Source organism: Flavobacterium anhuiense, from assembly GCF_001705175.1.
GTDB lineage: Bacteria > Bacteroidota > Bacteroidia > Flavobacteriales > Flavobacteriaceae > Flavobacterium > Flavobacterium anhuiense.
Genome location: NZ_CP016907.1, coordinates 2,251,508 through 2,263,965 on the forward strand (window position 1 = coordinate 2,251,508; position 12,458 = coordinate 2,263,965).

A 12,458-nucleotide genomic window follows, 5' to 3' on the forward strand; every position below is an offset into this window, starting at 1 on the left:
CACGAATTGATTTGTACAATCTGAAGCAGAATAAAGCAAAGAAACTCCTTAATCTTGTCATTTCGACGAAGGAGAAATCTTCGTAAGTAACTCCGTTCCAATAAGCCAATCTTTGTAGAGCTACTCGCGAAGATTTCTCCTTCGTCGAAATGACAATATTGTGGAAAAAACTTTGCGACCTTGTGCCGTTGCGAGCAAAAAATCTAGCGTTCCTTCCGAAAAATCTTCGCGCACTTTGCGGTTAAAAACCCGTACCAACATTGGAGTTTGGTCCCGATAGCTGTCGGGATTCATTAAAAATTTAAAAACTTTTGTAACATTTTAATAGTTGTCGTATCAAAAGCATGGATCCGATTTAATTAACAACTTAAAACTATTACAAATGAAAAAGTATATCATCTTAATTATCGCATTCTTATTCTCAGCATTATGTCTAAATGTTTTTGCACAAACAAAACAATATCCTTTTGAAGTAATTAAAACTGGTAAAGGAAAACAATCTATAATCTTCATTCCGGGATTTGCTTCTTCTGGCGAAGTTTGGAAAGACACTAAAATCGCATTCGAAAAAGACTTCACTTGCTATACACTTACAATGTCGGGTTTCGCTGGAATACAACCACAGCCGAATCCATCATTTGAAAACTGGAAAAACGAAATCGCTGCTTATATAAAAGACAATAAAATCGAAAAGCCAATCTTAATTGGTCATAGTATGGGCGGAGGATTGGCACTTGCCATTGCAGCCGATTATCCAGAATTGATAGGAAAAATTGTTGTTGTCGATGCGCTTCCGTGTCTGGCGGCTTTGAGCGATCCTTCTTTTAAATCAAAAGAAAATAATGATTGTTCGCCAATGGTAGCTCAAATGACGGGAATGAACGAAACTCAATTTTACGATATGCAGAAACAAATGATGCCGAGACTTCTGCAAGATCAATCTAAATTGGAGATGGTTATTGGCTGGAGCGTAAAATCGGACCGAAATACTTTTGGGCAAATATATTGTGACTTTTACAATACCGATTTAAGAGCGAAAATCGCACAGGTAAAATGTCCGTCTTTAGTTTTATTAGAATCTTATTTTATAAATTTAAAACCCGCAATTGAAACACAATATGCAAATTTGAAAACAGCTAATTTTAAGTACGCTAACAAAGGGCTTCATTTTATTATGTACGACGATACCGCTTGGTACATGGAGCAGTTAAACAATTTTATAAAAGCATAAGATGGAATTCGAACAAATATATAAAACCTATTGGGATCGAATTTTCAGGCTTTGCATGGGTTTCGTAAACGATTATGACGCCGCTCAGGATTTGGCTCAGGAAACTTTTATAATTGTCTGGCAGAAATTGGAAACGTTTAGAAATGAATCTTCTATTGGAACCTGGATTTTTAGAATTGCTTCCAACAATTGTCTGAGACAGATAGAAAAGCAAAAACGTTTTCCGAAATCTGAACTTCCTGTTCATCTTTCAGAAGAAAAACTAACCTCAATAGAACCTCAGATTCAATTCTTGTATAAATGTATCGCTGAGCTTCCAGAAACCGATCGTATTATAATTTCGTTAGAGTTAGAAGATATCAAACAAAATGAAATTGCTAAAATTGTAGGTCTTTCTGAAGCAAATGTTAGAGTGAAAATTCATAGAATTAAAGAAAAACTGACTCAAAAATTTAAAGAAAATGGACAACGATAATAATATAGATTTTAAAGATTTATGGAAAAAACAATCCGTAAGTCAGCCAGATATAACCGATTTGCTGGCACGAATAAATAAGTTTAAAAAAACTGGACTGCGTTGTTTATGGCTTACGAACACTCTGCTTTTAGGAACCAGCGCTTTCATTGCTTTTGTTTGGTTTTATTATCAGCCGCAATTTATTTCGACTAAAATCGGAATTGTTTTGGTGATTTTGGCAATGGTGATTTATTTAATGGTCTACAACAAATTATTAGGCAATTATAAAAATATAGAAGCAAATCAAACCAATCAGGAGTATTTGCAAAATTTGATTGTAATTAAAAAGAAACAAAACTTCATGCAGACGAAATTGATGGCTTTGTATTTTGTTTTGCTAACTATTGGAATTTGTTTGTATATGTATGAATATGCAAGTAGGATGACAGCTTGGATGGCTATTTTAACTTATGGAATTACATTGTTATGGATGTTGTTTAATTGGTTGTATATCCATCCAAAACAAACCAAAAAACAACAAGAAAAAATTAATAGTCTGATTGAAAAATTTGAAGAAGTTAATCATCAGTTGGAATCATAAAAAAAAGAAAGCTTCGCAATTGCGAAGCTTTCTTTTACCAAAAACAAAAATCTAAAATTTTAAAGTAAGATTTATCTGGGAAAAATATATGTTTTAGGATGTACAACAATGATTCCTTCACTATCTGCTTTTCCTGTTAACTCAGAAACTACTTTTCCTCCCACATAAACTTTTGCTGTCACAGTTTGTCCAGCAACTCCTCCGTAACCGCTTGTGTGCACTAACGCACCCTCAGAATCTGCATCGGCAGTAAATTCTTTAGTCCATGGTAATGAAGGAACATCTTCGATAAGCGGAGCACCACTTTTTTCCATATAGGTTACATCAAGTTGTCCAGTATAATTACCAGTGATTTCATATTTTACATCTCTTGATGCTGGAGCTGAGTTGTTATCGTCGTTATCACTGCTGCAAGAAACTGCTGTAAAAGCAAGAGTCATTACGATTGCTAAGGTTTTCAAAATTGATTTCATAATATATTCTTTTAATTAATAATCTGATTCATAACAAAATTAGACCCTTACTTACGGGACGGCAATACCTGATAAAGTGTATTTTTTTTTACCTGATATCAGGTAAAAGCAATCAATTTCTTTTCGAAAGTCATTAAGCTTTAATAACTTTGGGTAAATGCCACATTTATGAAGAAACTCTACGCCTTTTTATTTTTTTTATTTTTTAGTGCAATTTCCAATTCACAAGTAATTCTTTCATTAGATGATGATACTGTTTATATTGACAGTATTGTTAAAATCACAAAAAATACAAAGTTAGACAGTGTCAAAAGTTTGAATAGTTTTAGATTATCAAAACTGTTTTTAATGGCGCAGGATGCTGAAAAATCTAAAGAATATCTTGAACAAGCCAATAAGCTTAAAGCTAAATTTCCTTTTCTAAAAGACGCCTCTATTTTTTATAACGCCTATAGTTTTATAGAAAAAGGCGATTTGGAAGGTTTTGAAAAAGCTTTGCTCGAAGCCAATACAAAACTGAAAAAATACCGAAATAAAGAAGCCTATAAACTTCGTGCCGTAATACTTCAGAATTATGGGATAATGCAGCAGCGTAAGAATAATGAAAACGCTTATATGAAACTGCTGGTAAATGAGGCGATTCCGATTGCTAAAAGAAGTGGAGATTATGAATTGATCAGTGCATTAAACAAAGCAGTCGCGATTATTTTTATGAATAATAATGAACGCGAAAAAGCAGCAGAATATCTAGATCAAGCTCAGAAATATATTGAAAGTGCTACTAAGAAATCGGCAACATTAGCAGAGTCTAAGATGGAAACGTATATTATAAATGCTGAGAATCTAGTTGAACTGAAACATTTTTACGACGCCAAAGAAATTTTGGACAAAGCTTATGCAACTTTAGAAAAATACCCAACATCAAACTTAAATGATTCTTATTTTTATTCGGAAGGGATTTATTATGCCAAGCAAAATAAGCACAATGAAGCATTGGTAAGTTTTGAAAAAGGGATAAAATCGGCAGAAAGCCATCAGAATGCCATTGCAGTAAACCGATTAAAATTTGCAGAATATGAAGTGCTTTTCAAACTAAAAAATTATGATAAAGCCAAAAGCAATTTGGAATATTTGATAGAGAAAACGCCTTTTATTGTCGATAAGAAGAATTATTACAAAGAGCTATCTAAGGTGTATAATGCGACTAAAGAATATCCGAAAGCGTATTATTATTCGAATAAATACAATATAATAAATGATAGTTTAAACGATGCGAAACTGAAAAGCGAAATTGTAGAGCTTGAAGCGAAGTATAAAAAAGCGGAAAGTGAAAAGAAAATTGGTCTGCTGCAGTCGGAAAATGAAAAAGCGGTTTTGCAGGTCAATAACAACCGTTTGAATATGCTGCTTTTTGCGGTGCTTTCGTTTGTTTTGTTTTTGGCAGTTTTGTTTTTATGGAGCTGGAATAATTATCAGAAAAAAATAAGTTTCCAAAAAGAAGTTAATCACAAACAAGAACTGGAAGCATTAGAAAATCAACAGAAATTATCGGTTTCGAATGCTTTGATTGAAGGGGAAGAAATTGAAAGGAAAAGAATTGCAAGAGATCTACATGACGGGCTCGGAAGTATGCTTTCGGGGCTTAAAATGCATTTGAATCTTGCCGATCGCGAGAATAAAGAAAATGCTCCGAATATTAATGGTTTATTGAATGATTCGATCAAAGAACTTCGTAATATCTCTCAGAATTTAATGCCAGAAAGTTTGATGAAACTTGGACTTGAGCATGCGCTTCGAGATTTATGCGCTTCACATTCAACAGCTGAAACAGCAATAGAATTTCAGTATTTAAATAAAAAGACAACTTTGCCGCAACATTTTAAAATTATGATTTTCAGAATCATTCAAGAACTTCTGAACAATGCTTTAAAATATGCCAAAGCATCACAAATTTTGGTTTCCTGTTCGCAGAATAAAGATGTGTTTTTTATTACGGTAGAAGACAACGGAATTGGTTTTAATGTTGAACATGCAGAAAAAAGAGATGGAATGGGCTTGCGGAATATAAAAAACCGAGTGGCTTTTTTAAATGGAAAACTGGAAATTGATTCTTTGATTGGCAAAGGAACTTCAACTTATATCGAAATAAAAATATAACTCAAATCATGATTATGAAGTATAAAACGGTAATAGTAGACGATCATCCGATTGTGATTTCTGGAATTTCAGGTTTGCTGTCGGATTTAGATAATATAGAAATTGTAGAGAAATTTGAATCTGGAATTGCGCTTTTAGATTATATCGAAGACCATAAAGTCGATTTGATTTTGATGGATATTTTTCTACCTGTAATAAATGGAGTTGATCTGTGTAAAACCATCAAGCAGAAACATCCGAAAATTGTAATTATTGGGATGAGCAGCCAGTCTGAAAGAAGTTTGGTCATGCAATTTATCCAGAATGGAGGAAACGGATATATACTCAAAAATGCTTCTTTTGATGAGTTTAAAGAATGCATTTACAAAGCAATTGATGGCGAAATTGTCTTTAGTGAAGAAGTGAAAACCATAATTAGCCAGCCATTATCTGAAGATTTAGAAAGAATTCCAGGTTTGAGCCGAAGAGAGCGTGATATTGCTCTGTTGCTTTCGCAAGGGAAATCTACTCAGGAAATTGCCGATGATTTGTTTTTGAGTTTTTTAACTGTTCAAACCCACAGACGCAATATTCTTCAAAAATATAAAATGAAAAATGTGGCAGAGTTAATCGCTTTTCTGCTCAAAAACAACATGCTGAATTAAGTCAAAAGTGCTGAAATGATGTCAAAATGGCATTTTGTTAAAATGGTTCGCAATTTGCAGTTTGTTTTGTAAATTTAAAAATCAATCTAAAAACAGAAAAAAATGGGATCAGGATATTTAATTCTTGCCGGAGCTATAATGTTGTTCAGCTGGCTGGTAAGCTCGCAGCTGAAGAGTAAATTTGAGTTGTATTCGAAATTGCAATTGAGAAACGGAATGAGCGGCCGCGAAATCGCTGAAAAAATGCTTGCCGATAACGGAATTACAGATGTTCGCGTAATTTCAACACCAGGTCAGTTAACAGATCATTATAATCCATCAGATAAAACAGTAAATTTAAGTGAAGCGGTTTATAACCACCGTAACGCGGCCGCGGCCGCAGTTGCAGCGCACGAATGTGGTCACGCAGTTCAGCATGCAATTGGTTACGAATGGCTGACTATGCGTTCTAAGCTTGTGCCGATTGTAAGCGTCGCTTCCAATTTTGTACAATGGATTTTAATTGCTGGAATTCTTATGATTAAAGTTTTTCCTGGATTATTATTAATTGGAATTATCATTTTTGCGGCAACAACTTTGTTTTCGATCATTACGCTTCCTGTAGAATATGATGCAAGTAACCGTGCGTTAGCTTGGTTAGAAAATAAACACATGTTGACTCAAGAGGAACAAGCTGGAGCAAAAGATGCTTTAAAATGGGCAGCAAGAACTTATGTAGTAGCGGCAATTGGTTCTATTGCAACGTTGCTGTACTATATATCGATTTATTCTGGAAGCAGAAGGAACTAATTTTAATTGAGATAATTAGTCATTAGATAATTTATAGTAAACCCCGACAGATTTTAAAATCTTTCGGGGTTTGTGTTTTTATTAGTTTGTCTGGCTGAGCGGAGTCGAAGCCTTTATAGGTGACAGATGTAGTAAAATTATCTAATTACTAAATTGGCACATTTTCTAATTCTAAAGCTGTATTTGCCTATCAATCTGTTGGTCTAATGAGATAAAAGTTTCAGTTCTAGAAACTCCTTCAATGGCTTGAATTTTTGTATTCAAAAGTTGCATTAAATGTTCGTTGTCGCGACAGATAATTTTAATCAAAACTGACCAGTTTCCTGTTGTATAGTGGCACTCTAAAACTTCTGGAATTTTTCTAAGTTCTTTTACAGCTTCAGAGTTTCGAGAAGCTTTGTCTAAATAAACACCAACAAAGGCCATGGTGTTATATCCTAGGACTTTTGGGTTTACGGTAAATTTAGATCCGGAAATAACGCCAGATTGCTCTAGCTTTTTTAATCTCTGGTGAATTGCTGCGCCTGAAATTCCTATTTTATTAGCAATTTGTAAGATTGGCTTTCGGGCATCGTCCATGAGATAGCGGAGTATTTCTTTGTCGATTCCGTCAATTTCAATTAAAAGGGAGTTGATTTTCATAACTTATAATTTGAAACTATTTTTAAGATTTGGGTTATCAATAGAAATCAAATGTAGTTAAAATGCATTAGAATAGGAAATTCCAAATTTTTGAAATTCCAAAAACCAAAAACCAAAAACCAAATTCCAAATTTCAAATTTCAAACATAACCCGTGGTTTCAATCAGGGGGAGACGACGTATCTAATAAACCATAAAAAGAAAAATTCCAAATTTCAAGTGCTTGACTTGGAATTTGGAATTTTAAAAATTGAATATTTTTAAAAAGGATTATTTTCCTTTGTTTGCTTCTGCAACGTATTTTTCTAAAGCCATTGTCATAGAAGGTGTTTCAGGAGTTGGAGCAAGAATATCAATTCTTAAACCATGATCTAGAGCCTCTTTCTGCGTTGTGCTTCCGAATACGGCGATTCTGGTGTTGTTTTGTTTAAAATCTGGGAAATTTTTAAACAATGATTTAATTCCTGTCGGACTGAAAAAAGCTAAAACGTCATAGTAAACATCTGCTAAATCAGATAAATCACTCATTACAGTTCTGTAGAAAATTGCTTGTGCCCAATCTACTTTTAGACTGTTTAATGTAACAGGAGCATCTGCATTTAATTGGTCAGATGCAGGAAGTAAAAACTTCTCGTCTTTGTACTTCTTAATCAGCGGAGATAAATCTGCAAAATCTTTTGCTCCAACGTAAATCTTACGTTTTCTGTACACAACATACTTTTGAAGGTAAAACGCAACAGCCTCAGATTGGCAAAAATACTTTAACCCTTCCGGAACTTTGTAACGCATTTCATCAGCCACTCTAAAAAAATGATCTACAGCATTTCTACTTGTTAAAATGATCGCAGTGTAATGATTAAGATCGATTTTTTGTAATCGAATCTCTTTTGCGCTAACCCCTTCTACATGAATAAATGGTCTGAAATCAATTTTTATTTTGTGTTTTTGTTGGAGCTCAAAGTAAGGAGAATTCTCCACTTTAGGTTCAGGCTGTGACACCAAAATTGTTTTCACTTTCATATTATAAATATTTTCTAAGCACTCCCTTTTGTTATCCAATAATAGAGAAAATAATAAGGGGCTATTTCAAGAGCGCAAAGATACAAAATAAAATAAAATAACTTACCGATTATTACGTTTTGATACGTTTTAATTGAAATAAAGTAAGAGTATACGCTAATACACAGGGAAATGCCTATGATTGCTAGCGGAATAATCTGCGGAATATTATTGTAATAGAACAAAACAGCATTAATAGGAAGGATTAAAACGCCTATATACGTCCTGTAGGTTACTTTTTGTAAGTTAAAAAGCTCTACGAAATCATCAATGTTGAAAGAAGCCGCTACAATTTTTTCGATTAAATATTTTCCTAAAATGAAATAAAGCAGAAAAGTTGCAATTCGGATAAATAAAAGCCAATCGGTTTTTGAAGCATAGCCAAAAATATTCATCGTAAGCAGAATAAAAAAGGCAAACGATACAACCTGTACAAAAAATAAACCAACCGTAAAGCTGTTTTTCATGTGGCTGTTGTCTCGATAAATTTTAGCATATTTATCAGAAAAAATAAGTTTACTAAATTCACTAAATCTTGTTTCGTAAGCCGATTTTGTCATGGCAACAACAGCAAAGGTCAGCACAAATAAAAGTGTTGCCCAGTCTTTGTTTTCAAGAATTCGAGGATGTAATTGTTCAATCATAGCGTTACAAAATTAGTAATTTTTTGATGCAATACTTTTATTATATATTTATTATGAATCAAATGCTATAAAAAGTTTACTTTTGCGGTGAAATTACCGAGAAAAAATGAATGATAGCATTGTCATAATTCCCACATATAACGAAATTGAAAACGTAGAAAGTATAGTTAGGGCTGTACTTTCGCAGCATAAATCTTTTCATCTGCTGATTATAGATGATAATTCTCCTGATCATACCGCAAAAAAAGTCATTGCATTGCAGGAAGAATATCCAGGAAAACTGTTTTTAGAGCAAAGAACTAAAAAATCAGGATTGGGAACGGCATATGTTCATGGCTTTAAATGGGCTTTGGAACGCGATTATCAATTTATTTTTGAAATGGATGCCGATTTTTCGCATAACCCAAATGATTTAGAAAAATTATACGATGCTTGCCATTTTGGCGGAGCAGATCTTGCCATTGGTTCTCGTTATGTAAAAGGGGTAAATGTGGTGAACTGGCCATTGAGCCGAGTTCTGATGTCTTACTTCGCATCTGTTTATGTGAAATTTATTACTGGAATGAAAATTCACGACGCCACTGCAGGTTTTGTGTGTTACAAAAGAGAAGTTCTGGAGAAAATCAATTTAAATAAAATAAAGTTTGTTGGGTACGCGTTTCAAATTGAAATGAAGTACAGAACGTACTGCGCTAAATTTCAAATTACAGAAGTCCCAATTATATTTACAGACAGAACGAAAGGAGTTTCTAAAATGAGCAATGCTATTATTAAAGAAGCTATTCTTGGAGTGATTTCACTTAGATTACGAAAATTAGTCAATTCATTATAAACCAACCGAAATGAACAGGATTTTAATAAAAAATGCCAAAATTGTAAACGAAGGGACAATTTTTGAAGGTGATGTTTTAATTGAAAACGATCTGATTGTTGAAATTGCAGACAGCATTTCATTAAAAACTTCAGATTGTATTGTCATCGATGCTGAAGGAAATTATTTAATGCCTGGCGCGATAGACGATCAAGTGCATTTTAGAGAGCCGGGATTGACGCACAAAGGTGATATCGAATCGGAATCTCGTGCTGCCGTTGCTGGTGGAATTACTTCTTTTATCGAGCAGCCCAATACAGTTCCAAATGCTGTTACTCAAGAAATATTAGAAGATAAATATCAAATTGCATCTCAAAAATCATTTGCGAATTATTCGTTTATGATGGGAGCAACAAACGATAATTTGGAAGAAGTTTTAAAAACAAATCCAAAAAATGTTGCCGGAATCAAGATTTTCTTAGGTTCATCGACAGGAAATATGCTGGTGGATAATGAAGCGGTTTTAGAAAAAATATTCTCAAGCACACCAATGTTAATTGCGGTTCACTGCGAGGACGAAACTACGATTAAAAATAATCTTGCGGCTTTTAAAGAACAATACGGAGACGATGTTCCTGTTACGGCGCATAATTTGATCAGAAGTGCAGAAGCTTGTTATATTTCTTCTTCAAAAGCTGTTGCTTTAGCAAAAAGAACTGGAGCGAGATTGCATATTTTCCATCTTTCGACTGCGAAAGAAATGGAATTGTTTACGAATAAAATTCCGTTAGAAGAGAAAAAAATCACTGCTGAGGTTTGCGTACACCACCTTTGGTTTACAGATGAAGATTATAAAACTAAAGGGAATTTCATAAAATGGAATCCTGCTGTTAAAACTGCTGATGACCGTGCAGAACTTTGGAAAGCATTGAATGATGGAAGAATTGACGTAATCGCGACAGATCACGCGCCTCATACCAAAGAAGAAAAGCAACAGTCGTATCTGAATGCGCCTTCTGGAGGTCCGTTGGTGCAACATGCAGTTGTGGCTATGTTTGAAGCGCATCATCAAGGAAAAATTAGCGTGGAGAAAATCGTGGAGAAAATGTGCCACAATCCTGCTAAACTTTTCAAAATAGAAAAAAGAGGTTTTATCAGAGAAGGCTATCACGCCGATTTAGTAATCGTTAATCCAAGTTTGCCTTGGAGCGTAAAGCCAGAAAATATTTTATACAAATGCGGATGGTCTCCGTTTGAAGGGTATACCTTCAAATCTAGAATCACGCATACTTTTGTGAACGGTGAATTGGTTTACAACAATTTCAAAGTAAAAGATACCAGACCAGGTAAAAGATTATTGTTTGACAGATAAAAAATAACTATGAAGAATTTTATAGTCATACTATTGGTTTTATTTCTTTCTATAAGCTGTAAAAAGGATGTGGTAAAAGAGCCTGCAAAGCTTATTGAGAAGGAAAAAATGATTGATATTATGTATGATCTATCTCTTTTGGAAGCCATGAGATATCAGAAACCATTGTCTTTGGATTCGATAGATAATGATCCGACCAAGTTTATTTTGAAAAAATACAAAGTTGACAGTCTTCAATTTGCACAGAACAACATGTATTATGCTTCTGATTATGAGAATTATAAAGATATGTTCGATCAGGTTAATAAAAGAATTGAAGTCAATCAAAGAGCTGCGGATTCATTAGCTAAAATTGATGAGAAAAAAGCAGCTAAAGCGGATAAAAATAAACCAAAAGAATTGAAAGAGGTTTCAAAAGATTCAGTTCGAAAAACAATTCCGAAAATTAATATTGACTCAATTAGATTGGCGCAAAGAAAACACAGAAGAGAGATTTAAGCTTCTCTTTTAATATAAAGATGAATATCAGTAAAAACCGTTCCTAGAGCGGTTTTTATTTTTTCGTTACTATATAGATTTTTTGAGTATGAAGCTTTTGCTGTTGCTTTGGTAATACTTCTTTTTCTAAAGAATAAAGTTGAAAATATTCCGTCAGCAATCCACAACAGATTCATTAAAAAAGGTTTGGCATGAATATGAGGTCTTTTTATTTTAAAAACATCAGAAATCGTATTTAAAAGATCTTTAAAAACAATATTTTCAGAGATAAGCGTGAAACGTTCATTTTTAATTTCGCTTTTCATCAATTGAATAGTTATTTTGACTACATCATCAACTGAAATGAAGCCAGTGCTCCCGAGCGTATAGAACGAAAGGCCTTTTGAAACTTTTCGATAAATTTCACTGCTGCCTTCATTAAAAATATCCATCATTTTTGGAGGACCTAAAATTACTCCCGGATTTACAACAATAACATTCAAACCTTCCTGTTGTCCTCGCCAAACTTCCATTTCGGCGCCATATTTAGAAATGGCATAATCGCTGTGTGGTTTTTCAGGATTCCAGTCTGTTTCTTCTGTAATATACGTTTCGTGAGCAGCAATATCTCCTAAAGCAGCAATAGAACTGATATAGCAAAATTTTTCTACATCTTTAGCAATAGCAAAATTGACCATATTTGCAGTTCCTTCGATATTGGTTTTTCTAAGGATTTCTTCATCTTTTGGATCAAACGAAATAAAAGCGGCACTGTGATACACTTGTTTGATATCGATAAAAGCAGTTTCAAGTGAAGGTACGTCTAGAATATCCGCTTCAAGCCAATTGATTTTTTCAAACAAGTGGGCTTTTTTATAAAAATCAAAAACCGATTTTGTTTTCTGAATATTTTTTTCGGTTCTGTAAATTGCCCGAACATTTTCCCCATTTTCGATTAAATGAAGCAATAAATGCGCGCCTACTAAACCAGTTCCTCCAGTTACTAATATCATGTGGTAAAGATAAGTTTTTGTTTTTTTGCCACAAAGTCGCAAAGTCGCAAAGTTCTTGTTTTTTGTTGGAAAGTTGCAAAAGCACAAAA

The 12,458-nt window shown here is 33.8% G+C and carries 14 protein-coding genes; 9 read left to right on the plus strand and 5 right to left on the minus strand.

What is annotated here, in order from left to right; genetic code table 11:
- The first annotated feature begins 382 nt into the window (after positions 1–382).
- The 3 genes from BB050_RS09630 to BB050_RS09640 are packed head-to-tail and all read left to right on the plus strand — an operon-like array spanning position 383 to position 2,289.
- Entirely contained in the window at positions 383–1,231 is an 849-nt protein-coding gene (locus tag BB050_RS09630; RefSeq protein WP_066033423.1) for an alpha/beta fold hydrolase, read from the plus strand.
- A gap of 1 nt (position 1,232) precedes the next feature.
- On the plus strand, positions 1,233–1,706 hold the full coding sequence (locus tag BB050_RS09635; RefSeq protein WP_008465132.1) for an RNA polymerase sigma factor: 474 nt from the start codon (positions 1,233–1,235) through the stop codon (positions 1,704–1,706).
- Positions 1,693–2,289: a hypothetical protein gene (locus BB050_RS09640; RefSeq protein WP_066033424.1), complete on the plus strand. Its 597-nt coding sequence runs from the start codon at positions 1,693–1,695 to the stop codon at positions 2,287–2,289. Before BB050_RS09635 ends, BB050_RS09640 begins: the two co-directional genes overlap by 14 nt.
- A gap of 71 nt (positions 2,290–2,360) precedes the next feature.
- On the opposite strand, the gene BB050_RS09645 is transcribed toward BB050_RS09640, so the two are convergent.
- Positions 2,361–2,762, minus strand: coding sequence for a hypothetical protein (locus BB050_RS09645; protein WP_066033425.1), 402 nt, complete (start codon positions 2,760–2,762; stop codon positions 2,361–2,363).
- Between the two features lie 168 nt (positions 2,763–2,930).
- On the opposite strand from BB050_RS09645, the gene BB050_RS09650 reads away from it, so the two are divergent.
- The 3 genes from BB050_RS09650 (at position 2,931) to BB050_RS09660 (ending at position 6,352) form a co-directional block, all read left to right on the plus strand.
- Complete coding sequence (locus tag BB050_RS09650; protein WP_066033426.1) at positions 2,931–4,919, plus strand: ATP-binding protein; 1,989 nt, start codon at positions 2,931–2,933, stop codon at positions 4,917–4,919.
- 14 nt (positions 4,920–4,933) lie between these two features.
- A complete protein-coding gene (locus BB050_RS09655; protein WP_236940436.1) occupies positions 4,934–5,563 on the plus strand; it encodes a response regulator in 630 nt (209 codons plus the stop codon).
- Positions 5,564–5,665: 102 nt separating this feature from the next.
- A complete protein-coding gene (locus BB050_RS09660) occupies positions 5,666–6,352 on the plus strand; it encodes a zinc metallopeptidase (protein WP_066033427.1) in 687 nt (228 codons plus the stop codon).
- Between the two features lie 171 nt (positions 6,353–6,523).
- Here the strand turns inward: BB050_RS09660 and BB050_RS09665 are convergent, their stop codons facing one another.
- The 3 genes from BB050_RS09665 to BB050_RS09675 all read right to left on the minus strand — a co-directional run bounded on the left by BB050_RS09665 (position 6,524) and on the right by BB050_RS09675 (position 8,696).
- A complete protein-coding gene (locus BB050_RS09665; RefSeq protein ID WP_008465121.1) occupies positions 6,524–6,994 on the minus strand; it encodes an Lrp/AsnC family transcriptional regulator in 471 nt (156 codons plus the stop codon).
- A 269-nt stretch (positions 6,995–7,263) separates the two neighbouring features.
- A complete protein-coding gene (locus BB050_RS09670; protein WP_008465120.1) occupies positions 7,264–8,013 on the minus strand; it encodes a uroporphyrinogen-III synthase in 750 nt (249 codons plus the stop codon).
- A 14-nt stretch (positions 8,014–8,027) separates the two neighbouring features.
- Complete coding sequence (locus tag BB050_RS09675) at positions 8,028–8,696, minus strand: DUF4271 domain-containing protein (RefSeq protein WP_066033428.1); 669 nt, start codon at positions 8,694–8,696, stop codon at positions 8,028–8,030.
- Positions 8,697–8,802: 106 nt separating this feature from the next.
- Between BB050_RS09675 and BB050_RS09680 the strand changes: the two genes are divergently transcribed.
- Genes BB050_RS09680 through BB050_RS09690 form a run of 3 tightly spaced genes read left to right on the plus strand, consistent with a single transcriptional unit; the run spans position 8,803 to position 11,377 of the window.
- On the plus strand, positions 8,803–9,528 hold the full coding sequence (locus BB050_RS09680) for a polyprenol monophosphomannose synthase (RefSeq protein ID WP_066033429.1): 726 nt from the start codon (positions 8,803–8,805) through the stop codon (positions 9,526–9,528).
- 10 nt (positions 9,529–9,538) lie between these two features.
- On the plus strand, positions 9,539–10,879 hold the full coding sequence (locus BB050_RS09685; RefSeq protein WP_066033430.1) for a dihydroorotase: 1,341 nt from the start codon (positions 9,539–9,541) through the stop codon (positions 10,877–10,879).
- 9 nt (positions 10,880–10,888) lie between these two features.
- Positions 10,889–11,377 carry a DUF4296 domain-containing protein gene (locus BB050_RS09690; protein ID WP_066033431.1) on the plus strand — a complete coding sequence of 163 codons (489 nt, stop codon included), beginning with the start codon at positions 10,889–10,891 and terminating at the stop codon, positions 11,375–11,377.
- On the opposite strand, the gene BB050_RS09695 is transcribed toward BB050_RS09690, so the two are convergent.
- Positions 11,374–12,369: an NAD-dependent epimerase/dehydratase family protein gene (locus BB050_RS09695; protein ID WP_066033432.1), complete on the minus strand. Its 996-nt coding sequence runs from the start codon at positions 12,367–12,369 to the stop codon at positions 11,374–11,376. The two genes, BB050_RS09690 and BB050_RS09695, sit on opposite strands and share 4 nt — an antisense overlap.
- Between the last annotated feature and the right edge of the window lie 89 nt (positions 12,370–12,458).

Excerpts from the sequence above, each read along its gene's own strand:
- BB050_RS09630 (WP_066033423.1), top strand. The coding sequence starts at position 383 with ATGAAAAAGTATATCATCTTAATTATCGCATTCTTATTCTCAGCATTA.
- BB050_RS09635 (WP_008465132.1), top strand. The coding sequence starts at position 1,233 with ATGGAATTCGAACAAATATATAAAACCTATTGGGATCGAATTTTCAGG.
- BB050_RS09640 (WP_066033424.1), top strand. The coding sequence starts at position 1,693 with ATGGACAACGATAATAATATAGATTTTAAAGATTTATGGAAAAAACAA.
- BB050_RS09645 (WP_066033425.1), bottom strand. The coding sequence starts at position 2,762 with ATGAAATCAATTTTGAAAACCTTAGCAATCGTAATGACTCTTGCTTTT.
- BB050_RS09650 (WP_066033426.1), top strand. The coding sequence starts at position 2,931 with ATGAAGAAACTCTACGCCTTTTTATTTTTTTTATTTTTTAGTGCAATT.
- BB050_RS09655 (WP_236940436.1), top strand. The coding sequence starts at position 4,934 with ATGAAGTATAAAACGGTAATAGTAGACGATCATCCGATTGTGATTTCT.
- BB050_RS09660 (WP_066033427.1), top strand. The coding sequence starts at position 5,666 with ATGGGATCAGGATATTTAATTCTTGCCGGAGCTATAATGTTGTTCAGC.
- BB050_RS09665 (WP_008465121.1), bottom strand. The coding sequence starts at position 6,994 with ATGAAAATCAACTCCCTTTTAATTGAAATTGACGGAATCGACAAAGAA.
- BB050_RS09670 (WP_008465120.1), bottom strand. The coding sequence starts at position 8,013 with ATGAAAGTGAAAACAATTTTGGTGTCACAGCCTGAACCTAAAGTGGAG.
- BB050_RS09675 (WP_066033428.1), bottom strand. The coding sequence starts at position 8,696 with ATGATTGAACAATTACATCCTCGAATTCTTGAAAACAAAGACTGGGCA.
- BB050_RS09680 (WP_066033429.1), top strand. The coding sequence starts at position 8,803 with ATGAATGATAGCATTGTCATAATTCCCACATATAACGAAATTGAAAAC.
- BB050_RS09685 (WP_066033430.1), top strand. The coding sequence starts at position 9,539 with ATGAACAGGATTTTAATAAAAAATGCCAAAATTGTAAACGAAGGGACA.
- BB050_RS09690 (WP_066033431.1), top strand. The coding sequence starts at position 10,889 with ATGAAGAATTTTATAGTCATACTATTGGTTTTATTTCTTTCTATAAGC.
- BB050_RS09695 (WP_066033432.1), bottom strand. The coding sequence starts at position 12,369 with ATGATATTAGTAACTGGAGGAACTGGTTTAGTAGGCGCGCATTTATTG.